23 protein-coding genes and 4 pseudogenes are annotated in these 21,868 nt (G+C 62.8%); 12 read left to right on the forward strand and 15 right to left on the reverse strand.

The features are described 5' to 3' along the window. The first annotated feature begins 11 nt into the window (after nucleotides 1-11). A complete protein-coding gene (locus tag IVA81_RS10395; RefSeq protein WP_247315672.1) occupies nucleotides 12-389 on the forward strand; it encodes a c-type cytochrome in 378 nt (125 codons plus the stop codon). Between the two features lie 83 nt (nucleotides 390-472). Further along, nucleotides 473-2,784: pseudogene (locus IVA81_RS10400) on the forward strand (membrane-bound PQQ-dependent dehydrogenase, glucose/quinate/shikimate family). On the opposite strand, the gene IVA81_RS10405 reads toward IVA81_RS10400, so the two are convergent. Together IVA81_RS10405 and IVA81_RS10410 are read right to left on the reverse strand one after the other, a co-directional pair. Further along, on the reverse strand, nucleotides 2,785-4,554 hold the full coding sequence (locus IVA81_RS10405; RefSeq protein ID WP_247315678.1) for an SDR family oxidoreductase: 1,770 nt from the start codon (nucleotides 4,552-4,554) through the stop codon (nucleotides 2,785-2,787). Nucleotides 4,555-4,672: 118 nt separating this feature from the next. Then, on the reverse strand, nucleotides 4,673-4,882 hold the full coding sequence (locus tag IVA81_RS10410; RefSeq protein WP_247315679.1) for a hypothetical protein: 210 nt from the start codon (nucleotides 4,880-4,882) through the stop codon (nucleotides 4,673-4,675). Nucleotides 4,883-5,180: 298 nt separating this feature from the next. On the opposite strand from IVA81_RS10410, the pseudogene IVA81_RS10415 reads away from it, so the two are divergent. Beyond that, a pseudogene (locus IVA81_RS10415) lies at nucleotides 5,181-5,472 on the forward strand (transposase); the annotation flags it as partial. A gap of 215 nt (nucleotides 5,473-5,687) precedes the next feature. Here the strand turns inward: IVA81_RS10415 and IVA81_RS10420 are convergent. The 3 genes from IVA81_RS10420 to IVA81_RS10430 form a co-directional block, all read right to left on the reverse strand. Next, the gene (locus IVA81_RS10420) at nucleotides 5,688-5,858 is read right to left on the reverse strand and encodes a hypothetical protein (protein ID WP_247315680.1); all 171 of its coding nucleotides are present in this window, start codon (nucleotides 5,856-5,858) and stop codon (nucleotides 5,688-5,690) included. 44 nt (nucleotides 5,859-5,902) lie between these two features. Further along, entirely contained in the window at nucleotides 5,903-6,076 is a 174-nt protein-coding gene (locus tag IVA81_RS10425) for a site-specific integrase (RefSeq protein WP_247315681.1), read from the reverse strand. 175 nt (nucleotides 6,077-6,251) lie between these two features. Beyond that, nucleotides 6,252-6,671, reverse strand: a complete 420-nt coding sequence (locus IVA81_RS10430; protein ID WP_247315684.1) for an HWE histidine kinase domain-containing protein — start codon at nucleotides 6,669-6,671, stop codon at nucleotides 6,252-6,254. A gap of 557 nt (nucleotides 6,672-7,228) precedes the next feature. Here IVA81_RS10430 and IVA81_RS10435 point away from each other — a divergent pair. After that, a pseudogene (locus IVA81_RS10435) lies at nucleotides 7,229-7,501 on the forward strand (transposase); the annotation flags it as partial. Nucleotides 7,502-7,568: 67 nt separating this feature from the next. Here the strand turns inward: IVA81_RS10435 and IVA81_RS10440 are convergent. From IVA81_RS10440 to IVA81_RS10465, 6 genes and pseudogenes are all read right to left on the reverse strand, one after another. Next, nucleotides 7,569-8,126 carry a DUF305 domain-containing protein gene (locus tag IVA81_RS10440; protein ID WP_247315685.1) on the reverse strand — a complete coding sequence of 186 codons (558 nt, stop codon included), beginning with the start codon at nucleotides 8,124-8,126 and terminating at the stop codon, nucleotides 7,569-7,571. A 259-nt stretch (nucleotides 8,127-8,385) separates the two neighbouring features. Next, nucleotides 8,386-9,792 (reverse strand): sodium:proton antiporter, encoded by a 1,407-nt coding sequence (locus IVA81_RS10445; RefSeq protein ID WP_247315686.1) that lies wholly within the window; start codon nucleotides 9,790-9,792, stop codon nucleotides 8,386-8,388. A 125-nt stretch (nucleotides 9,793-9,917) separates the two neighbouring features. Beyond that, a complete protein-coding gene (locus IVA81_RS10450; RefSeq protein ID WP_247315693.1) occupies nucleotides 9,918-10,199 on the reverse strand; it encodes a hypothetical protein in 282 nt (93 codons plus the stop codon). An 810-nt stretch (nucleotides 10,200-11,009) separates the two neighbouring features. Then, entirely contained in the window at nucleotides 11,010-11,297 is a 288-nt protein-coding gene (locus IVA81_RS10455; RefSeq protein ID WP_247315694.1) for a hypothetical protein, read from the reverse strand. A gap of 5 nt (nucleotides 11,298-11,302) precedes the next feature. After that, on the reverse strand, nucleotides 11,303-11,575 hold the full coding sequence (locus IVA81_RS10460) for a hypothetical protein (RefSeq protein ID WP_247315695.1): 273 nt from the start codon (nucleotides 11,573-11,575) through the stop codon (nucleotides 11,303-11,305). Nucleotides 11,576-11,804: 229 nt separating this feature from the next. Then, nucleotides 11,805-12,269: pseudogene (locus IVA81_RS10465) on the reverse strand (DNA ligase D); the annotation flags it as partial. A gap of 1,255 nt (nucleotides 12,270-13,524) precedes the next feature. On the opposite strand from IVA81_RS10465, the gene IVA81_RS10470 reads away from it, so the two are divergent. From IVA81_RS10470 to IVA81_RS10480, 3 genes are all read left to right on the forward strand, one after another. Next, on the forward strand, nucleotides 13,525-14,112 hold the full coding sequence (locus IVA81_RS10470; protein WP_247315698.1) for a hypothetical protein: 588 nt from the start codon (nucleotides 13,525-13,527) through the stop codon (nucleotides 14,110-14,112). Nucleotides 14,113-14,389: 277 nt separating this feature from the next. Further along, nucleotides 14,390-15,316 (forward strand): zincin-like metallopeptidase domain-containing protein, encoded by a 927-nt coding sequence (locus IVA81_RS10475; protein ID WP_247315711.1) that lies wholly within the window; start codon nucleotides 14,390-14,392, stop codon nucleotides 15,314-15,316. A gap of 659 nt (nucleotides 15,317-15,975) precedes the next feature. Continuing rightward, nucleotides 15,976-16,287: a DUF736 domain-containing protein gene (locus IVA81_RS10480; protein WP_247315715.1), complete on the forward strand. Its 312-nt coding sequence runs from the start codon at nucleotides 15,976-15,978 to the stop codon at nucleotides 16,285-16,287. A gap of 373 nt (nucleotides 16,288-16,660) precedes the next feature. Here IVA81_RS10480 and IVA81_RS10485 read toward each other — a convergent pair whose 3' ends face one another. Together IVA81_RS10485 and IVA81_RS10490 are read right to left on the reverse strand one after the other, a co-directional pair. Further along, on the reverse strand, nucleotides 16,661-17,164 hold the full coding sequence (locus IVA81_RS10485; RefSeq protein ID WP_247315718.1) for a type II toxin-antitoxin system YhaV family toxin: 504 nt from the start codon (nucleotides 17,162-17,164) through the stop codon (nucleotides 16,661-16,663). Then, nucleotides 17,161-17,502, reverse strand: a complete 342-nt coding sequence (locus IVA81_RS10490) for a type II toxin-antitoxin system PrlF family antitoxin (RefSeq protein WP_247315721.1) — start codon at nucleotides 17,500-17,502, stop codon at nucleotides 17,161-17,163. The genes IVA81_RS10485 and IVA81_RS10490 overlap by 4 nt, the downstream gene beginning before the upstream one ends. Before the next feature lie 206 nt (nucleotides 17,503-17,708). Between IVA81_RS10490 and IVA81_RS10495 the strand changes: the two genes are divergently transcribed. Next, on the forward strand, nucleotides 17,709-17,987 hold the full coding sequence (locus IVA81_RS10495) for a DUF2285 domain-containing protein (protein WP_247315724.1): 279 nt from the start codon (nucleotides 17,709-17,711) through the stop codon (nucleotides 17,985-17,987). Between the two features lie 9 nt (nucleotides 17,988-17,996). Here IVA81_RS10495 and IVA81_RS10500 read toward each other — a convergent pair whose 3' ends face one another. Then, nucleotides 17,997-19,178: an RHE_PE00001 family protein gene (locus IVA81_RS10500; protein WP_247315726.1), complete on the reverse strand. Its 1,182-nt coding sequence runs from the start codon at nucleotides 19,176-19,178 to the stop codon at nucleotides 17,997-17,999. A gap of 230 nt (nucleotides 19,179-19,408) precedes the next feature. Between IVA81_RS10500 and IVA81_RS10505 the strand changes: the two genes are divergently transcribed. Further along, the gene (locus IVA81_RS10505; RefSeq protein WP_247315730.1) at nucleotides 19,409-19,642 is read left to right on the forward strand and encodes a DUF433 domain-containing protein; all 234 of its coding nucleotides are present in this window, start codon (nucleotides 19,409-19,411) and stop codon (nucleotides 19,640-19,642) included. After that, a complete protein-coding gene (locus tag IVA81_RS10510; protein WP_247315733.1) occupies nucleotides 19,642-20,010 on the forward strand; it encodes a DUF5615 family PIN-like protein in 369 nt (122 codons plus the stop codon). Before IVA81_RS10505 ends, IVA81_RS10510 begins: the two co-directional genes overlap by 1 nt. A gap of 279 nt (nucleotides 20,011-20,289) precedes the next feature. Here IVA81_RS10510 and IVA81_RS10515 read toward each other — a convergent pair whose 3' ends face one another. Then, a complete protein-coding gene (locus IVA81_RS10515; RefSeq protein WP_247315736.1) occupies nucleotides 20,290-20,493 on the reverse strand; it encodes a transcription factor in 204 nt (67 codons plus the stop codon). Nucleotides 20,494-20,851: 358 nt separating this feature from the next. On the opposite strand from IVA81_RS10515, the gene IVA81_RS10520 reads away from it, so the two are divergent. After that, nucleotides 20,852-21,427 (forward strand): hypothetical protein, encoded by a 576-nt coding sequence (locus tag IVA81_RS10520; RefSeq protein WP_247315738.1) that lies wholly within the window; start codon nucleotides 20,852-20,854, stop codon nucleotides 21,425-21,427. Nucleotides 21,428-21,494: 67 nt separating this feature from the next. Beyond that, nucleotides 21,495-21,746, forward strand: a complete 252-nt coding sequence (locus IVA81_RS10525; protein WP_247315741.1) for a hypothetical protein — start codon at nucleotides 21,495-21,497, stop codon at nucleotides 21,744-21,746. The last annotated feature ends 122 nt before the right edge of the window (nucleotides 21,747-21,868 follow it).

The following is a 21,868-nucleotide window of genomic DNA, read 5'->3' on the forward strand; positions in this document are numbered from 1 at the left end:
CGGAGATGTCGATGATGAGCCCCGTCGCACGATTGCTCGTTGCCGCGCTACTCGCGCTCGCGACCGCTTCTTGCGAGCAAGGCAAGGCTGCGGGCCCGGACAATTTCATGGGCGACGCGCGTCGTGGCGCCGACCTCGTCAAGCAGTACCGGTGCGGCGGCTGTCACGATATCCCGGGCATCGCCGGCGCCGAAGGCAATGTCGGTCCACCGCTGCATCGCATTGGGGCGCGGACTTACATTGCCGGCTACATCCAGAACTCGCCGGACAACATGGCCGACTGGATCGAGGATCCGCAGCGGGCGTTGCCCGGCAACGCGATGCCGAGAATGGGTATCCCGCAGAAGGACGCACGCGACATCGCGGCATTCCTCTATACGCTGAAGTAGCCATCATGACTCCGACATCTCGTTCAACACACTGGTTCCGGGACGCGTCATGGCTGGCCATTACCATCGTGGTTGTTGCCATCATGGGCCTTGCGCTTGCCGGCGGCGGAGCCTGGCTCGCCGCGCTCGGCGGCTCGGTCTAGTATCTGGTCGCTGGCGCCGTGCTCCTGCTCACGAACTGGCTACTCGCGATCCGCCGCGCCGAGGGTTCTGGGTCTATGCCGCGCTGCTGCTCGGCACGATGGTGTGGGCGATCTGGGAAGTCGGCCTCGATTTCTGGACGCTGACGCCGCGCGGCGATGTGCTGGCGCCGCTGGGCGTATGGCTGATGCTGCCGTTCATCGCGACCCATCTTGGGCCGCGCTGGCGTATCGCGCGATGGGCCCTCGGTGTCGTTCTGATCGCCGCTGCCGTCGTCCTGGCCGTCTCCCTCACCAGCGATCGCCACGACCTCGCGGGCACATTGGCGGAGGACCAGACAACCGGCGCCATTGCCGCGTCCGAGCCGGCCGTCAGCTCGGCCGCCGAGAACTGGACCGCCTATGGCCGCAGCGGCTTCGGCACGCGCTATTCGTCGCTGAGCGAGATCACCGCGGACAACGTCAAGAACCTGAAGCTCGCCTGGGAATTCCGCACCGGCGACCACAAGGGTCCGGGCGATCCCGACGAGATCACCAACCAAGCGACGCCGCTAAAGGTGGGCGATCTGCTCTACACCTGCTCGCCGCATCAGATCGTGTTCGCGCTCGAAGCCGCCAGCGGGAAATTGCGCTGGAAGTTCGATCCGCAGGTCCGGCACAACAGGGCCTCCCAGCACATGACCTGCCGCGGCGTAGCCTATCACTCTACCAGGCCCGGCGCAGTGACGGCCGACGGCACGCCGGCGCCAGCCGAATGCGCCAAGCGCATTTTCCTCCCGACCAACGATGGACGGATGTTCGCGCTGGATGCGCAGAGCGGCAAGCCTTGCGAAAGTTTCGGCAATCATGGCCAGATCGATCTCAAGGAGGGGAGCGAGATCCAGATGCCCGGCTTCTACGAGGGCACCTTGCCGCCCGTCGTGATCGACAAGGTGCTGATCGTCGGAGGCGCGGTGATCGACTTTATTCCGACCGCGTGCCGTCAGGCGTGATCCGCGGCTTCGACATCTATTCCGGCCGGCTGATCTGGGCCTTCGATGCCGGCAATCCTGATCCGAACGAAATGTCCTCGGCCTCGTATCATTTCACCGCCGGCTAGCCCAATTCCTGGAGCATCGCCGCAAGCGACGAAAACGTCGGTCTCGTCTACGTCCCGCTCGGCTCGAGTTCGCCGGATATCTGGGGCGGCGGCCGCTCGCCCGAGAAGGAACGTTACGATTCGGCGATGGTGGCGCTCGAGATCACGACCGGAAAGCTGCGCTGGTCGTTCCAGAACGTACACCACGATCTCTGGGACATGGACATGCCCTCGCAGCCGAGCCTGGTCGATCTGCGGTCCAGCAACGGCGTGATGCTGGCGATCTACATCCCGGCCAAGACCGGCGACATCTTCGTGCTCGACCGCCGCGACGGGCATCAACTGGTGCCTGCGCCCGAGAAGCCGGTCCCCCATGGCGCTGCGCCCGGCGACCGCCTCTCCGCGACCCAGCCCTTCTCCGATCTGAGTTTCCGTCCCCGCGCCATGCTGACGGATGCGCAGATGTGAGGCAGCACGATGTTCGACCAGCTTGTCTGCCGCATCAAGTTCAAGCGCCTGCGCTACGAGGGGCCGTTCACGCCCCCATCGGAACAGGGCACGCTGGTCTTCCCCGGCGATTTCGGCATGTTCGAATGGGGCGGCATTGCCGTCGACCCCGAGCGTCAGATTGCCATCGCCAATCCGCAATCCATTCCCTTCATCTCGCGCCTGGTGCCGCGCGGAAAAGACAATCCGGCCGCGCCGAACGCGGCGCATCTGCCGGGCACCGAACTCGGGGTGCAGCCGATGTACGGCGTTCCCTACGGCGTCGATCTCGGCATTTTCCTCTCGCCGCTCGGCATCCCCTGCCTCGCGCCACCCTGGGGCAACATCGCGGCGATCGATCTCAGGACGCACAAGGTGGTCTGGCAGCACCGCATCGGCACGATCCGCGACCAGGCCCCGCTGCCGTCGCCGTTCAAGTTCGGCGTCCCCATGTTGGGTGGGCCGATCGTGACGGCCGGCGGCGTCATCTTCATCACGGGAACGATGGACGGGCGTTCAACGTTCGCGATGGCAGGCAGCTATGGGAGGATCGCCTGCCGGCCGGCGGCCAGTCGATGCCGATGACATACAAGCCGGCGGCAAACAATACGTCGTGACGGTGGACGGCGGCCATGGCTCGTTCGGCACGAAGCTCGGCGATTATGTCCGCGCCTACGCGCTGCCGAAATGATCACGCCCGGCGTCGCCTCGCCCGCGCCGGCCCGCGCGGCGTGCGAAGAACCTGCGAGGCGGCGACGGCGACGCAAGCCGCAATCCCGAGCGCGGCAAGGCCCGTGCTGATCACGCCGGCCGGTGGAAGTTGCTTCCGCGCCAGCCAACCGCCATCGACCGATCTGCCCTGCGGACCCGCTTCGACCATGGTGCCCTCGCTGCTCCTTGCGGGGCGCGCACGCGACAGCAGGAATTGGAAAGCTGCCCCCAGCACATTCTCGGTCGCCTGCGGAGCCATCGCATATGCGAATTGACCTACACGCGCGGGCCAGCCGACTGCGACCTCGTCACGCGGCGCGCGGACAAGGCGAACGAATGTTTCGGCAACGTCATCCGACTGGTAGAGCAGCGGACCCGGATCGAGCGTCCGCCCCGACATGTTGGCGCCGTGGACGAAGCCCGGCGTATCGACCATGGCGGGAAAGACGCCGCAGACGTGGATGTCGCGATGCGCCCGGAGCTCCTGGCGCAGGCTTGCGGTGAAACCGCGCAGGCCGAACTTGCTCGCAATATACGCTGCAGCGAATGGTGTCGGCGCCCAGCCGCCCAGCGAGATGTTGGTGATCAGGACGCCGCGCTTCTGGCGCAGGAAGATCGGCAGCACCGCGTGGGCACCATGCATGGTGCCGAGGAGATTGACCTCGATCGTCCGGCGGTGAAGCGCGATATCCGCATCCTGGTAAGCCCCGAAAACACCTGTGCCGGCGTTGTTGATCCAGACGTCGATGCCGCCGAAGGCATCTTCGGCCTGCTTCGCCAATCGCTGCACCGCCTCGGCGTCGGTGACATCGGTCGGGACGGCCAGCGCGCGGCCGCCCAAAGCCTCACATTCTGCCGCGAGGCTCGTCAGGATCACACCACGGCGCGCCGCCAGGATCACGCTTGCACCTTTGCGGGCAAACGCCAGCGCCGTGGCACGGCCGATGCCGCTGGAAGCGCCGGTGATGACGACGCGCGTGCCGGTGATCTGTCCCTGCTCACGTCCCGCAGCATCCGCGGGAACAAGCCAGCGCAACGATTGCCGCAGACGCTCGGTCCCGTCCGTTTGGAACCAGTCGCCATGGCCGAAGATCACACGTTCGGGCGCCAGGCTCAAAAGCCGCTCAGCCGCAGCCCGGACCGAGCGGCCCCCGAGACGCAGCAGAAGGCGAAGGTAGACCGGCGCCTTGCCGTCCGGCCTGGAGATGCCGAGCAGGTTTGCCGCAGGCTGGTTCGCAGTGCTGAGATGGCCGGGATCGAGGTTCTGCACGAGATCTGTCAGGACCAGCGTTCGGCTGCGCCTGTCGAACAGCTCGATCTCGCAGAACATCGGGGCATTCACCGCCACGGTCTGGAAATCGCCGCTCCATTCCTCGGGCGTGACGTCGCCCAGCTCGCGGTCGATGCGGATGCCCGCCGCGCGAACCTGCCTGCGCTGGGAGAGACCGCGGGCGGCGAATATCCTCGCTTGCGGCAGTGCCCGCTGCCAGTCGGCGAGGAACATCCAGTGGGCGATGTTCGGCGCCAACAGATATTTTATCGCGCCCAACCGCTCCAGCTCGTGACGCAGAGCCGGGGAATATCGCACTGGCGAATGCAGCACGAGATCACCGTTCGACAGCCGGAGGACGACCATGCGGATGGGCAATTCCAGACCGGCGGCACTGATCGGCTGGTCATCGACAATCCAGACGTCGTCTGTCACCCGGAACAGTGTGGCGAGCGACGAAACGGCATCGAGGTTTTGCATGAACGGCTTCCAAAGCGAGACCTTGCTCAAACCGCCGGAGCGAAGCTCGTTCCTAGGAGGCCCGCCTCAAGGAAGCGACCGGATTCGCGGACCTGCTGACGGATGCCGCAGCGCTGCGCTAGTCCGGCGAGCGCAGGCCGGGCGAGCGTACCCATTCATCGAGGGCTGCCGTGGTTTCAGCCAGGCGGGCCTTGCGGATCAGACTTTCGCGTTCCCCGCACGGCGCCATTTGCCGCGCCAGCGTCCGTGCCTGCTCCGCTGATTCCAGCAGCCCTTCCTTCAGGGTCAGGATCCGCTTACGTCGATTGCGCCTTCTGATTTCTGTCATTGTACGCCTCCTGGTCGCGCTGGGCGCCCTTTCGTTGTCGGCGACCGTCGCATCAGGTGGGAGCTCGCGCATTCGCATAAGTGAACCAGCCGTCCAGAATTGCGAAAAAACCCGCCGTCACACGGGCTGGCGAAGTGCACATCGTGTCCCCGATGGTGGTGTAGCTCGGTAGAGCAAAGCCGCCCGAACGCGTCGCCCATAAATAGCGCCGTAGCGGGCGGGCGGCATTGCGGTGGTCATCGGCGGTTCTCCGGTAGGATCTGCCTTGCGACACGCCAACGCAACCGAGGAACCACCGATGACCGACAACATGATGAACCTGCGCACGCTCGTAGAGAAGACCCCTGATGCCGATCTGCTGCGCGAGATGATCGGCTTTGCTGCCCAAAGGCTGATGGAGATGAAAGCCAAAAGCCAGACCGGGGCGGCCTATGGCGAGAAGAACCCGAGCGTCTGGCCCAGCGCAACGGTTACCGGGAGCGGATCTGGGAGACCCGCGCCGGCGCGGTCGAACTGCGATTCCAAAGCTGCGCAAAGGCTCTTACTTCCCGGGCTTCCTGGAGCCCCGCCGCATGGCCGAAAAGGCGCTCAGGTGGCGAAGCCACTGTCGGAGCGTCGCGGCCGTTGCCTTCCAGAGTGGGACGCTTCGGCGTTTTCTCCCCTTGCCATGGAGGTGAGCGACTGGCGAGACGTCCAGCCCCACGTCGCCGACCCGCAGGTTGACCACTTCGGACACCCTGGCCCGGTGTTGAAGGACTAAGTGCCTGATCACGCCGCCCGGCGCAGGTCGCGCAGTCCGGCGCGGTCATGATCGCTCCATTTCGGGCCTGGTCAGGAAGCCGAGCACGGCGCTGTCACGACGCTTCTGCGGAATGGCGAGGCTGCGTTCAATGACCGCGAGCGCGGTCAGATCGACGTGGGCAGCATACTTCTGGAATGAGCGGATAGCTGATAGGCGTGCATTGCGGCTCCGCACGGTGTTCTTCCCCTCGCACTCGAGATGGTCGAGGAAAGCGAGTATCAGCGTTGATCCAGGTCGGCCAGGGCAAGGTCGGTTGGAATCTTACGTATTTCCTTCTCGGCGAAGGCAAGCAGCAGCTTGAACGTGTCTCCGTAGGCCGCGACTGTGCTGGAGCTGACTGCGCGTTGCTGACGAAGATAATCAACAAAGAAGCGCTGGAGGAGCATCGCCACTCGCACTCCACCGCGTTTTGCGACAATTTGTTCGGTCCAAGCCGCCAAGTGAGGGACACAGCCCCATCAGGCACCGAGAGTGCGCCGTATTTCGCAGCGTTCGTCAGAAGTTCGTTCAGCACCATGGTGATGCTCAGCGCGGTTCGGACGTCCAAATCGACGTGGGGCCCCTTTGTCACCAACCGTCCGCCTGAAATCGGAGCGACGATATCGTGGACCAGCTGTTCGAAAGGTGCCTCCTGCAAGTTTCGCACCTGGTGAGCAGGTCATGCGCCGGCAAGCGCAAGCAGCCGCCCAGTGAACGTTGCAGGAATTCCTGCAGGTCAGCGGCGTGGCGCGCGGTCTGGTTCGCCAAGGACTGTACTGTGGCGAGCATGTTTTTCACACGATGGTTCAGCTCGTCGATGAGGATCTTTTGGGCGTTCTTGGCGCTCTTGCGTTCGCTGATGTCGACTGGCATGTTGATGGCGCCCACCAAATCGCCGTCCGCATCGCGCAACGGCGTCGGATAGGGAATGAACGACACACGTCTTCCGTTGCGTCCGGTGATGTCCTGGAAGCGCGTGGGCGTTCCCAGACGACCTGCCGCGGCCATGGGACGGTCGGCGTGGGCAAGCGGAGTCCATCGAGCAGGTAGAGCTGATACGAACCGTAGAAGCGCTCCTTCTTGTCAGGGTCAGGTGTTCGCCACGATTCCACGGCCTCGGTGTTGTAGGCGACGAGCAGTCCCTCCGCGTCACAAAGATATACTGCGCCGGGAATGGCATCGAGCGCGGCGTGGCCGGCCGCGACCAGCGCTTCGAACTCGGTGGTCCTTTGGCGGGCGGACAGCGGGAATTCTTCGACGTTTGACATGAAGCGCTCGGCTCCCGGGGGCGAGAGGAGCGACGGCCCGATGCGAGTGCAACCCAGATCACAGTGAAGCATTCCAAGTTCGCGAGGACACGCACCAGGCCACTACCGGGCGCATACGAACAGCTCGGCAGCCAGAACGGATCACGAACCGCGGCCGCGCGAACCTCATGTCCTCTTCGGATTAAAAGTGTCGGTCTAGCGCTCGTCTGCAAACTTCGGTCTACCCCTCTTGACCTGCTCCCCTGAAACGCCCACGGTTTTGAGTTAGGGTTCTGTTCTCCACCGAGAAAACAGACGATGCGTAAGAGCAGGTTCACGGAAGAGCAGATCATCAAGGTCTTGAGGAACACGCTGCCGGGATCTCGGCGAGCGATCTGTGCCGGAAGCACGTCATCAGCGATTCGACGCTCTACAAGTGGCGTTCGCGCTATGGCGGGATGGAGATCTCCGACGCCCGCAAGCTGAAGGCCCTGGAGGAAGAGAACCGCAAGCTAAAGAAGCTGCTGGCGGAGTCGATGCTGGACGCGTCGACGCTGAAGGAGATGCTCGGAAAAACTTCTGACGCCCAGCTTGCGGAGACGTATGTAGCGGCACCGCCTCAACGGTAGCGATGAGTCATTTGCCGACAAATGAACTATCAGCGTGGGATTTTGGTGGTGTCGATGCCGGTGCTCTCGTCAGTCTGCGCAGGAGGAGGTTTGGCGCCGCGTTTACGGTACGATGGTAAATCGCTGGCGTTTGCTGCCGGTGGGTTGCCTTCCAGTCGGGAGATGTTGCGTTCCATTTCGGCGATTTCGCGAACCTGGGCATCGATAATCCCATCGGCAAGCCTCCGCACCTCTGGATCTTTGATGTGCGCCCGCTCGCTTGTCATAATGGCTATCGAGTGATGCGGTATCATGGCTCTCATATAAGCCACGTCACCAATCGTTTGCTGACTGCGCACGAGCCACAGCGAAGCCCCGAATACAATCACAGCGACGGCAAGAATTGCGGCATTCAGTCGATAGCTCTTGTACATGCTGAACATGAAGCTGAGCATGACTATCGCCATCGCCGCCCCCATAAGCAGGGCCATATCGACCCGCGTCTCGCTGAAGCGCACGTGTTCCAAGGCATACGTGTTAAGGTACATCAACACGAACATCACGATGGTCGAGACCGCAATCATCGCGAAGAAGCGCGGGTACGACATGAGCCACCTCCGCAGAGGAGACGTATTGAACCTTGCGCGGTTCCTCAGCAAGCTCGCAGTTGTCGGCTTCGAGTCAAAAGCGTCGGTCTAGCGCTTCACTGCAAACTTCCGATCTATCCCTCTGAACCAACATGTAGCGGCACCGCCTCAACGGTAGCGATGGGCTAAAAGCGGGAATGCCAAATGAGCAGCCCCCTTGCTCAAGCCTCACTACGCAACGAGGGGTGAAGTTCACTTCCTTCAGGGGTGCATCAAGCTCTCATCTAAAGAAGACGAGCGTGATCACCACGAATAGTGGAAGCAATATTCCGCCAGACCAACGCATGTAGCCGAAGAAGCTTGGCATCCGGATGCCCCGTTCTTCGCAGATAGACTTGATCATAAAGTTGGGCGCATTTCCAATGTAGGTGTTGGCTCCCATGAATACAGAGCCTGAAGATATCGCGAGCAAAGTATTGAACAACGGACCCATGAGCTGTGGCGCATCACCCCCTGCAAGATTAAAGAAAACCAGATAAGTAGGTGCGTTGTCGAGGAAGCTTGACAATGCGCCCACCAGCCAGAAATACGCCGCTTCGTTGGGCCGGCCATCGGTTGTGGTGACGAGCGTTAGCAGCGGGGCCAATGGCCCGTCTTTGCCTGCGCGGAGGATTGCCAGCACGGGAATGATGGTGATGAAAATCCCCGCGAAGAGAAACGCCACTTCTTGAATTGGAGTCCATGCGAATGCGTTTTCGACGCGGATTGATCGCGAGGTTGTGTGCCACGAGAGATAGCCAAGTGCCAGAAGAACCAGGTCACGGACCAAACCTTCTAGTGGCAAGGCGACGCCGAGGCCGAGTGGGACCTCTACGTTCGACTTCCACACTCCACTCAGCAGCACTGCACCCATAATGCCCGCCAGGTACGCAATGTTGTGCAAACCCTCGATCCTCAATTGACGAGGTACGTGACTGGTTGGCCACTTCGCCTCTGCCTTCCGCCAATAATGGCGGTCGATACAATAAAAGAGCGCCAGAAGCATGGTACTCGCGACCACCATTGGCGGAAACATCGCGGTCACGGTCCATAGAAAGTCGACACCCTTCAAAAATCCGAGGAAGAGAGGCGGATCGCCAAGGGGCGTCAGCGAGCCCCCGATATTGGCGACGAGAAAGATGAAGAATATGAACACGTGCTGGTTGTGAGGCCGGTCCTCATTTGCGCGAATGAGCGGACGAATCAGCAACATCGCTGCGCCAGTGGTCCCAACAAGACTTGCCGCCACTGTCCCGACACCCAGCAGGGTCGTATTCGTGGCGGGGTTACCAATGAGATTCCCAACGAGCCGGATGCCGCCTGCCACGACGAAGAGTGAAAAGAGAAGGATAATGAACGGGAAGTATTCTAGCGCGGCAGCGTGAAGGACTTCAGTTGCGGTGACCCATAATCCGAAGGAAGTGGCGCACGCCAACAACAGTGTCGCGGCCCAAAATGCGGTGATTTTGCCAAAGTGGTGCTCCCAGAAATGCGGCGCGACCAAAGGGAAGAGCGCGATCGACAAGAGAGTGCCGGCGAACGGCAATCCCCATACCAAGCTTAGCTGAGAGCCGACAAGATGGGCTCCTTCGCTTGCAGTGGCGGTTGCCGGAAAAACCATCGTCAGCATGGTGCCGATGGCAGCCACGCGGTGCATTCCGTTAACCAACGAATGTCCCTTCTCTAATGTTCTACACGCCCACAAAACGGCAACGAATGATCGATAGAGCTAGTCAAGACCATAGTCCCGCGAAGCCAATTTGTAGATATCGGTCAAGCCACCACGCTCGTGCCGAAGCTGGGTTCCAAACGAGCCAGCCACTTCTCGCAGGCCCATGAGCTCTCAGGCTTAAGCTCGAAGACGACAAAGGCGTCCCCAGTTTCGGAGGCTGCCAGCAATTCCTCTCGAAGCTGGGAGACGGAGAGGTCGCTCTTAAAGACCCATGCCGATTCAAGCACCCTCGTGGCTGCCCAGCTTTGAAGTTTGTACAGCATGGCATGACGGTTCCGGAGGCGCACCCGGTGTAGATCATAGCTTGCGAGGTAGTGAGCCATTGTCGCCTCCTGCTTAGTGCGTGGCCTATCTTATTTGCACCTCCCTGACCAAATGGTGTGGCGGGCTGTCGCAGGGCGCCGCTCCTACTTTATCGTCCAGGCCGGAACAGTCCGACAGACGATCAATCACCGCAATTGCAGCGTCGTCACCGACAATGCTGATCTCGCTCCCTCACGTGAGGACTCGCTACTTCTGGTCTGTAGCGGAGCCAGAGACGATCAGGAGCACCCGTTCCTGCAATGCTCGCTCGCATCCCGCGAGAAGAGCCCGGCGTTCCTTCACTAGCTGACGACTTCGAGCAAGCCCGGCCGGCTGAATCGAGCAGACTTGGTGCCAGGACGGCCACGTTTATGAGCACAGACCCTTAGCCGGCGCTATCCCAGAAGCTGTCGTACTCGCTTCGCGTCCAAGTGCACCTGATCGACACATCTTTGCACCGGTCCCGGATCGTCTCGCTCAATCCAGGGCTCATCGGCTAAGCTAACCTGCCCTGATCTTCGACAACCGAAGGCAGATCCACCTGGCTCGTGCCGAACGCTTCGTGCTCGAACTTACCTCTAGAAGGAGGGCCAATGCGCGCTCCCCCCCCGGCGGCGTGTCCCAGGATGTAGGGGCAGACCGTGTGCCGCTCGCCGTCTTGGCCCACGTGAACGCACCGGCGAAGAAGAGCTTGTCCGAGCGCAATGAAAACTTCGCTGTGGCCTTCGGTAAGGATCTGGAAGGGTCGCTTGCGACCGCGGCGGGCCCGGCCCGGTAGGCCGCGAAATCTTCGTTGAACGTGGCCGCCCGCGTTATCCCGATGCGGTCTATCACGGCGAAGCTTGTCCCCAGTGAAAAGCCTGCGTCCGGAAAACGGCTCTCGATCTGCGCGGCCGCTTCCAGATCGGCGTGAATGACGGGTTCGATCCGAACTCGGCTGTCAAGCAGCCGCGCCCAGAACGTATCCGCAGTTGGCCTTGAGAAGATGCCATGTCCAGCACCAGGTCGGTGGTGAGGTATTGGTCGATGCTCTGAAGGATCGACTTGGCGCGCTCATTCTGAGCATCCCGCTTGGCGGCCGCAGCGAACCAGACGGAGCTGTCAACGAACGCACTCATGCGCGTCACTCCTGAACCGGGTACCGCCAAATGTCGCGCTTTGGCTCGTTGCCCTCAAGCCATTTTTGCGCGCGCTCTTTCGAGGCAAAGAGCTTGATGCAATCGGGCTCACCGATGGCTCTGGAGGCCGGATCGGGCAAGCTGAGCCAAACCGATCCTTCGGCTGGACCGCCTTCCACTTCGTATTCCCAGGCGACGCCTTCGGGGTCGTTGTCCTGCAGCCAGGCGTCGGCGGCACCCTCCGATGCAAATACCTTCACCCATTCGGGATCGCCCATCGTGCGCGAATCGCCGTTCTCGTAGTCATCAAGGCAGAGCATACGGTTCTGCCCTCGTGGCGAGCCGTGTCATGGCGGCAAACCACCTCGTTCACCCTCTGCCGGTCCGAGCGATCGGCTTCAGGCAGCGACGTCACCGCGGCATAGAGTTCGGCGGGAATGCTGCGCCTGTCGCCCAGAGGCTTGTAGCGCCACTCCACCCATTGATCGAATGCATCCGACTTAGGGCTCACCTCCTTGGTTTGGCGCGGAACGGACTGTCGATGGTGAAGGCGTCCGGCGCGATACCACTCTCGATGCGCTTCCAGGTCACGGGTGCTGCGATCGCAAATCCCTCTCGGGCTCGCGGCGAGTAGGTGCCGATTGCGGTGGTGCCGCGGCCATTGCGCAGATAATCGAGGAAGATGCGATCGCGACGCTTTGCCTGAGCAGACAGGAGGTAGCGGTCTGGATGGCGCGCTGCGAGGGCGGAGACCAACTGATGGGCGACCCGATGCGCCTTGTCGTGCAGCACCGGCCGATCCAGTGGCGCCATCAGATGAATTCCTTTGCCGCCGGTGAGCTTGGGCCAGGTCTCAAAACCCTCTACTTTCATCAGCGCGCGCAGATCGAGCGCGGTCTCCACGACCGCGTTCCAATCGACACCCTCTCCGGGATCGAGATCGATCACGATGCGGTCGGCATGTTCGAAGTCCCGGCCGCTTCGCTCGGCAGCGCTTTCCGAAGCGCGCCCTAGCACCATCGCGATATTGTCGACCGTACAGTCCCTGCGTATGTGTTCGACCATTCCACGCAACAGCGGGTTCTTTCCCAAATCGACCGAGATCGGCATCTAACCCTCGCTCATTTCGTAACCGAGGGCCAAAGAATTCGTTGTCCAACGTCCTCCTACACATGTTCTTGGAAAATTACGTGGAAGACCGAAGCTTCCGCGGTTTTCTAGCTGAAACGCCACGATACGGGTGGAAATGTCCTAACAAGTACGCGAAGCATCCGGACAGCTTTCGCGTCCCCGCACGTCATCAAGCGAAAGTCAAAATTGGGATACGAATATTGTCATGCGAGATGCAGTTGCGAGCAGACCATCGCTTTTCATGACGCGACGAAGGACGATCCGCTGATGCCGGCGGTATGCTCCCATACACGTGCTTAGGCAGGTCGGGCTGGCACCATGCCAGTTCAGCGCTCTTTCTCATTCGTCCTTAGCCGCTCTTCATGAGGCGAAGCGCCTTTGTCAGATAGCGGCCGGTGGCGCGCCTGAACAGAGTTTAGGACATAAGCCGCGCAAGCCGAGACGCAGCGCCATCTCGGCGTCATCGAACGTCAGATCGCGGCGCGCGCCGAACGGCTGACGATCACCGAGCGGGCGAAGCGCCGGCAGCACGGCCGGACCGCATCGAGCTGGACGAATGCGGATGAGCGGTTCTTTTAGCAGCATGTCGCGGAGTTCGCCTTGGCCCTCGCGGCGAGATCGACGCTCTCACGCGCAAGCTCGATCGCCAGGAGCCGGCGATCGCCGAGTCTCGGACGCGTCATCGCTTTTCCGCTGCGTGGCGGTGAGAGGCGAAGGACCCACCAATTGGAGCGCGAGCGGCGCGCCCGAACACTTCATGTCGAGGCGGAGAGTTTCAGCGGGTTTGGTCCAACCTCTCACGGTTTCGGCGGCTCGCTAACCCTTGGCCGTCACTCCCTCGGTTTGTGCTGCGGTCTGAACCGGCCGCGATCCGCTTCAAGGGCAAGTCGCGAGGCGATCGGCGGCCGCCGTCTCGCGATGGGGGCCGCGTTCTTTGCAGGCCTGAAGGCCCGCACTGCAACCCACCCATGCTCGCCTTGGCAGCCACCGCCCCCTGAAGCGGCTCGCTGAAGCCGGTTCTGGTCGACCGCACCCAAGGGGGCGACGGACAAGGGCCCGATCGCTTCCCAAGGCGAAACCGAGAAAGGATCTCATGATGACCAAGACCGCCCGTTCCCCCCGCTCCTCCGCCCGTGTCATCCCGCTCCGCCGCGGCACGACGATCGAAATGGTCCGCCTTGTCTGCCCCGACTCCGCACAGACATTGCGAATTTCCGAGAGCTTCGGCCTTGCGGTCCTCGACAGCGACGGCATCCGCGACTTGCACGAGCGGCTCGTCGTCGAGACTGCCGACGCACTCAAGGACGGCCTGAGTGAACGCGCCATGCAGATCCACCTGCAACGGATCGTCGGTGCATATGTCGGGTCGGCCCACGGCGCCGGCCAGTTCTACACCCGAGCTGTCACTGAAGCGCGAGATGCGACCGCCAAGCTCGCCAACGACAGCCGCGATGAGGACCTCGATGGTCCGGTCGGCTTCGATAGCCAGGCACAGCGCAAGCGTGAATTCGCCGCCGACATGGGCGCGCAGGCTCACGCGCTTCGCATGGCCGCTGAGGGTGCCGTCGCTGCCTACGAACAGGTCGTGGGCGAGACCTGGAAGCCTTTCGAGCGTCCCGTCGACAACACGACCGACACCGTCGGCCCGAAAGCGGCCAAGGCGCAGATGTCGGCGTTCGACTGACCGCCGGCGCGGGGCCTCGGCCCCGCGCCTCTTCCATTGCCGCCACCTGACGGGCCGGTCCGCGAGACCGGCCCTTCTTCGTGTCGCGGCTGCACCCAAGCCAGTCGCCCGAACCGCGCCATCGCCGGCCCCTCCCGGGCCGGGGTCCTGCGCCGGACCCGATGTCCGCGCAACGGCTTCGCCGTCCTTCGCGCTGCTTCGGCCCTTCGGGTGCGCGCGGTGGCGGACCCCGTGAGGGGCCGCGATGGGCGCGCCCTCCCGAACGGAGGCTATTATAATGAGCAGGAACGGAGAAAAGTCGCGAGGCGACCTGTACACCCGCATCACGGACCGCATTATCGCCGAGCTCGAACGCGGCGTGCGCCCCTGGGTTCAACCTTGGACCGCCGCGAATAGAGCGGACCGCATCACCCGACCGCTGCGACACAACGGCCAGCCCTATACGGGCATCAACGTCTTGCTGCTATGGTCAGAAGCCATCGCGCGCGGCTTCTGCTCGCCGATCTGGATGACGTTCAAGCAGGCCAGCGAACTTGGCGCGTATGTCCGTAAGGGTGAGACCGGCAGCACTGTGGTGTATGCAAGCCGCTTCACCAAAACGGAGACCGACGCTCACGGCGACGAAATCGAGCGGGATATCCCCTTCCTCAAAGCCTATACCGTCTTCTGCGTCGATCAACTCGATGGCTTGCCCGCGCATTACTACGGTCGGCCGCCCGTCGTCGCATCAACGATCGAGCGTAACGCGCACGCCGACGCTTTCTTTGCCAACACCGGCGCGATTGTTCGGCATGGCGGCTCGATGGCGTTTTACGCACCCTCGTCCGATCACATTCAGATGCCGCCGATCGAAAGTTTCCGCGACGTGGCATCCTATGTTGCCGTCAGAGCCCATGAGACCGTGCACTGGACCGCTCCTGCTCACCGCGTCAATCGCGATCTCAGCCGTTACGGCAAGGATCGGAGCGAACGCGCGCGCGAAGAATTGATTGCCGAACTCGGGAGCTGCTTCCTCTGCGCGGATCTCGGGATCTCTCCCGAACTCGACCCGCGGCCGGATCATGCGAGCTACCTCGCGTCGTGGTTGGAGGTCTTGTCATGTGAGAAACGCTTTATCTTCTCGGCTGCCGCGCATGCGCAACGCGCCGTCGCTTATCTGCACGACCTGCAGCCCAAAGCAGCTGACGTCGAGGAGGCAGCATGATGAGTGCACAGCGTGATTGGCGCCGGCGCTTACCGACCCTCACTTATCCGGCGATCAGCGCAGGGACCGCGGCCCCTTTGCTTGGCCGCCACGTCGAGGCCCCTTTATTCCTCGTGCTGCGCGACCTGACAGGGATCTCCCTTCGAGGGCGGCCGCCGTTCTGGCTTTGCACAGGTCGTCGGCTTTGCCGAGCAAATCTGGTTCGCGGCCTGCGGGTTCACTTTGCGGGTCGCGTGATTCTTGACGGCTGAGCAGCGTGCTTACCTTCCGGGTTCGGGCCTCGACCAGCAAGCTTGAGGAATTGCCAGATGTGTGCGGTGGGCGGTAATGGGTTCTTTCCTCGGTCAAGGTTTCGATGATCGCAGTTCGTGTTCTGGGCCGTTTCTTCCGGCACACCCACATCGTCCTCGATTGGCATGTCTGACCGAAGGGCGGCGTCGCTTAAGCGCCGCCTCGCTCTTATCCCCGCAACAGCCGGTTACGACTTTCTTCCCCTGGACCGCTGCGCGTCCATTCCTCGCGCAAGACAAGAAAGTCGTGCCCTGGCTGCCCTCTACTGCGTGCCGGCCCCTGCGGGGTGCGGGTCGACCGCCTCCGGTCTGTCGCCAGCCATCGAGGCCGCGATGGGCGTGGCCCGGAAACTGAAAAAGGACACGACAATGGCGACCATCGGCACCTTCACCTCGACCGGCAACGGCTTCACCGGCACGGTTCGCACCCTCGCCCTCAATGCCAAAGCCAAGCTAGTGCGGGTCGAGAACCCCTCCGACAAGGGACCACACTTCCGCATCTTCGCCGGTAATGTCGAGCTGGGAGCGGCTTGGCAGAAGACCGCCAGGGACACCGAGCGTGACTATCTCTCGATCAAGCTGGACGACCCGAGCTTCCCCGCCCCGATCTACGCCACCCTGATCGAGGTGGAGAGCCAGGAAGGTCTTCAGCTCATCTGGTCCCGCCCCAGCCGGGACTGAGGGCCCGCGAGAGCGGCCTCGCCAAAAGGCGGGGCCGCGTCTGCATTGACAGCAGCAGATGTGCGCATGCTCAGGACCCCAGGCGCGGGTACGTAGCTGTTTAGCTTATCCCTGTGAATCGTCGCATTGCTACGAGGGGATGAACCGGCCAGTTTGAAACTCGAGGCCAAAGTCGTAGTTGGACTACGATAACGAACATTAATCTAAGCGAGGAGAGTGAGCTTTATCGATCCCGCACCAGGAGCACGATTAGCCGTGCGAGGCCTAGCTCCGCGACGAGATCCTGCGTCGCGTCGGGGTGGCGAGTTGCTCTGCTACCATCCGCCGAGCCGCCCAAACCCCAGCGAACGCTCGGTTGCTGGCCGGGCGAGAGCTATGTCTTGGGAGCGGCGCGAGCCAGCCGTTGCTTCGCCAAATCTGCGCTCGCCGCCGCGAGCAGGTCGGTCCAGCTGTCGGGCGGATTGCCGCGATTGAGCATCCTGCGAAAGACCGCGTAGGCGTCGTCTGCGCTCTCATAAGCGCGCAACGTCGTGTCGTCATTGACCCAAGCCAGCACTATCACCTTCGCATCCGCGGACTGCTGGTAGCGAAAGAACAGCCGGAACTGCTGCAGGAATTTTGCCCGGAACCAATGCTTGTACGCATCGCCGAGCGTGCCGCCCTGGCGGTAGGTGTCGCGCGTCGGGTCGCTCGGAATGTCTTCGAACGCGACCTTGAGAACGGCCGCGAGCAGTTTTGTAGCGCGCTTCTTCTTGTATCCTTGCGGGTCTTTCTTCCGCGCTTTTTCGACGGCGTCGATCATCGCCTCAAGTTGGTCGAGAAACAGCGGGTGTGCGTAGATCGTCCAGCCGTTGATTTCGAGCGTCTCGTGGCTCACGCCTCGTCGTCCGCAAGCGGCGCGTCGAGATCGACCTTAACGCCCTTGACCAGATCCTTGCCGCGGGACACGAGTGAGCGCGGCACCGGCCGAATCCGCGACGGTTCTTTCGCCATGTCGCGCGCGAGAAATGAGAGAAACTTGCCGATCACTGGATCGCTATCCTCGACCTGGGCCACCTTCTTCGCGATCACGACGGTGCCATCCGCAAGCCCGCGAAACACCACCTGATCGCGCTTGCCGAGCGCGAGCATTTTCCGGATTGCCGCGGGCACGGTCGTCTGGCCACGCTCAGTGATGGTGGCGGGGATTTCGAGAATTTCAGCCGTTTTCGCCATGGCCGGCTCCGGGGTTGCACACTCTTCCATGTAATGCATTTGCATTGTATGTCAAGCCGCCACCGGGCACGATCGGGATACAGCAGCAGCCACGGTGCGCCCGGGATGCCGGTGATGCACCGCGTGGTGCACATTTGGGATCTATTCGCGGTGCAGCATCTAGCCTACGCTCCGGTCGCCAGAATCTCGTCCGCGAAAGTAGCCCCATGCAGAAGCCCCCGCTTGACCCGGATGTCGCCGACGGAGCACCGACCGCCTCCGTTCTGACCGGCTACGACGAAGAGCACCTGGTCACCTACCTGCGCCTGCTCGATGCCGAAGCCGACGGCGCCGACTGGAAAGAGGTTGCGCGGATCGTGCTGCACCTTGATCCGGCCCAAGAGCCTGATCGTGCCCGCCGCGCCTGGAGATCCCATCTCGCCCGCGCCCACTGGATGACCGAGCACGGCTATCGGCATCTGCTTTGTGGCGGGGCACCGCACTAACTGGGCGTCCTACAGGATGCCCCACGCCCGATAACGTCCCCGACCGGTCGCCTCACGCAGGCCGAGCTCGGCGACGAGGTTTTGGGCGGCGCGAGGCGTGATCCCGAGCTCCGCCGCGATCATGCCGGCCGAAACGATCGGCCGGGTCAGCACGTAGTCGAGGAGCGCCGGCAGTTTTGAAGTGGCGCGACGGCCGGCGAGCTTGCGGGCGAGCAGGTTTCTGGTCATCAGCCAGCGGTCGTGGTCCTTGCGGCCGGCCTCGGCCGCGGCCGCCATCGCCTCGAGCTGCACCGCGAGCCGCGCTGCGGCGTCGCGCGGCCGCCGGCGCTCACGCGAGATGCTTTTCAGCCCGGCATGCAGGCACGGCAGATGCCAGCGTGTCTTGCCGCGCGCGCGCAACACGCCAGCTGCGAGCAGGCGGCCGAGCCAAGGCGTGTGCTCGAGCGGTTCGATCGCGTCCCAGGCATCCACGGCGATCGCCGCCGCCAGGGTCGGCGGCAGCGTGCGGGTCTCGTCGATAACGGCGCGCCAGTCGTCGAGGCGACCGCCCTCGTTCCAGTCGGGATCGTAGACGAGGGAATCCCGCTCCGGCCGCGACCGCGCCTCGTCGGCGAGCCTGCGCTCCGCCCTGGCGTTCGCGGCATCGACCGCGGCGAAGGCGGCGGTCAGATGGGGATCGGTGTTGATGGCGTCAAGCGGCCCTTCGAAATCCACCTCCTCCCGCTCCGCGTCCTCGTCGACCCCAAAACTTCCCTCGACTTCCTTCCGGTTGCCCGTCCCCTCCTCTCGCTCGCTCCGTCCGCGGAGGCCAGCGAGCCCGGCAACGGACAGCGCCCAATCGGGCTTCGCCTCGGCGATGCGCCGACGGGCGCGCAGCACGGCATGAGCCCGGGTCAGCTCGTGGGTCGGGGCGCGGACGTCCATGCCGGCGTCGTGGAGGACGAGGTCGTCGAGGTGGACAAGTTCGCCGTCGAGCCACAGACTGGCGCAGGCGTCGGCGAAGTGCATCCGGCTGATCGCGCCGTCGCGTATTGGGCTTTTGGCCAGCCGCTCGTCGAGGCGGGCGAGCGCATCCTCGGCGACGGTGAGCGGCCCGGCGAGCTGGGCCCAAGGCAGCGGTTCGGGGATTTTGTAGCTGGGCAGCAAGGTCTTGATAACCTTAACAGGAAGCGGCGCAACGGAAGCTAACATGGCTGTGGCTTCCGTCATAGCGAGGCCTGTTCCCGGCCAGCTCTCCTAATCGAAACCACCGCTTATCGATGGTGTTGGGAAATCGCGTTTCCAGGCCCCTGAGGTCGACCAAAGGTCGTCCCTCCTCCTCTGGTGCGGGGGAGCCTGTTCTTCCCGGATGCTCTGTCATCTCGAGTGCCCGCTTGGCGCCAACTATGATAGGCTGGCGTTGCGATGTCGAGGTGAAACGCATGAACGAGTTTAGGCGAATTACGCAAGATCCTGCCTTGATGGGCGGGAAACCCTGCATACGTGGCCAGCGCGTTACCGTCGGCATGATCGTCGGCCAGATCGGCGCGGGCCGCAGCATCGATGCGCTGCTTGCCGACTATCCCTATCTCGCGCGCGAGGACGTGCTTGAGGCCTTGCGCTACGCCGCCTGGCGGGCCGAGGAGCGCGAGGTCGATCTGCAGCACGCATCCTGATGCGATTCCTGATCGACATGAACCTGTCGCCGAGCTGGGTTTCTTTCCTTCAGAACGCGGGGTTCGAAGCGGTGCATTGGTCGGCGGTGGGTGCGGTGGACGCGTCTGATCGCACGCTGATGCAATGGGCGGCCGGGCACGATCATGTAGTGGTGACCAACGACCTCGATTTTTCGACGATCCTTGCCGCGACGCAGCGCCGCAAGCCGAGCGTCATCCAGATTCGGGCCGATTTGCTGACGCCAGTGGCGATCGGCAGCGCCGTGCTCCGTGCAATCGCACAAACCGAGCGCGAGCTCGCCGAAGGCGCCTTGATCTCCATCGATCTCGACCGGGCGCGGGTGCGTATCCTCCCGCTCGGGTCGTAAATTTGATGACAGGGGCGGAAATCAACCCGCAGAATCGGCGATTCTGGCGCCAAGGCACCTGCAAATCCCGTCCGCCCAGGCCCCGGATGGATGAGAGACGACCACCCCAGCCCCCTCCCCTTCCGCTGTTTTTTCGGTTGGCGCCGGTCATCTGCGCGGACGCGATCGAGATCAGGCGTCGTCGAATAGACCGTCACTAAGTACCTTATCGGCCCCCCCCCCGCGCATTGCTGCGGGCACGCAGCTTCCGGCCAAAGTCGACACCAACATCAAGCAGAGTCACCCCGGCATCGTCGAGCTCGGCGTTGCTTCCTCGTACAGGCTGTCGCGGAACGCCTTGTCGGCAGGTTTGCCGTTTTGCGGATTGACCTTTGTCCTCAAATCGCGACAAAACTGGACGCCTAGGTCGACTAGGGACGGCCTGCCCTGCTCGCGCTCATGGGCCAGCGCGTCGGTTTCCGGCTTCTTGATATGGAAGGCCATGAGGCGCTCCTCCAGCGCGTATCGTGTATCCTTATACAACATTCCGGATGCATCTCGTGAAGGCCGAGGATTCTCGCCAAATCTGATGGAGAAGTTCATAAGAAGTCGGCGGAGGCACCTAAATTATTATGGTTAACGTTCTATGAGCGCCACCCTCTTCGCATTCCCGATGCAGCCTCAATCGAGGCCGTTCTGGCAGGGCTAGATCCCGCCTCGGCCGACGCGGATCTCATGCCCGCACTCACCGCGGCCTTTCCGTTTCGATTTCAGCCTAGCCCGCGTCGACGATGATTACTGGCGCGACACCCGATCGGTCATTCGACCCGACTGCACCCGAGTCGGGGAGCTGCGGCAGTGGATGACGGCCGAGCTCGTCAAAGATTGCGGGGATATCAAGGCGCTCTGGACGCGCCTGAGAGACACTGATCTGCAGATCACCGAGTGGCGCGGGACCCGCGCCTTCGTCTTCGCCCCGACCGGATCCGGGGCCGCCGATTATATCCAGATCGCACTTGGACGAGAAATCGAGTGGCGCGCTGGTCCGATCGTTAATCCGGACTATCGACCTTGGGGCGAAGAGGATCTGCTCGATCCCAGTTGGCCCAGCCAGTCCCTGCCCGAGACGGAGCGGCTCGCCGGTCCAGTCTACCGCCTGCTCGACCGCGCCGGCGGCGCATTCGTCCATATCCGCAGTTTCCTCGATCGCTGCAGCCGTGTCGAGCGCGAGAAGCGGAAGGCCAAGCGGCCCGAGATCGAGCGGCGCGTGATCCGTGAAGTCGGCCCTCAGGGAACGCGCGAAACGCCATTCCTCGATGCGGTTCCCGACTGGTTCGAGTACGTGCCGCGCGAGGTGCGCTTCATTCAAGACTGGGGGATCGAGCGCCCGTCCCCTGGCGTCTTTGAGCATTTGGGCGCTCGATGTTCGAGATTATAGCCACAGGGGCGAGCGCGAAGTCGGTTTCATCCCCCGGCCGCTGAAGCCCCAGAAGGAGCGGCTGCTCATGTCACCGGACGTTTCGGTGCATCTCCTGATGGATCGGATTGAGGCCTTGGACAGTGAGGTCGGCCTGTCCTGCGGCTGGTTCTTCCTGATGACCCACGGCCATTGGGTTGATTCCGACATCGGCATGGCGATTGCGCAAGGCCTGAAGGCGCAGCGCATTCGTCTGCCCGATCCCGACGCTCGTGCTGCTGCGCTAGGCGGATCGAAGCTACGGCTTTTGATGGCGCCGTCCATGGACGATCTTAGGTAGACTTCATGAAGGCCGATTCGGCCCAATTCAAGAAAGTTGACCGCGGTCAACTTTGGCCGGTCTCGCGCGCGAGTTGGCCAGAGCAAACGGATGAGGGGGCGGGCACGTCGAATCTCCCAAGT

Origin of the sequence: Bradyrhizobium sp. 141 (assembly GCF_023074055.1) — a bacterium.
Taxonomy (GTDB): Bacteria; Pseudomonadota; Alphaproteobacteria; order Rhizobiales; family Xanthobacteraceae; genus Bradyrhizobium.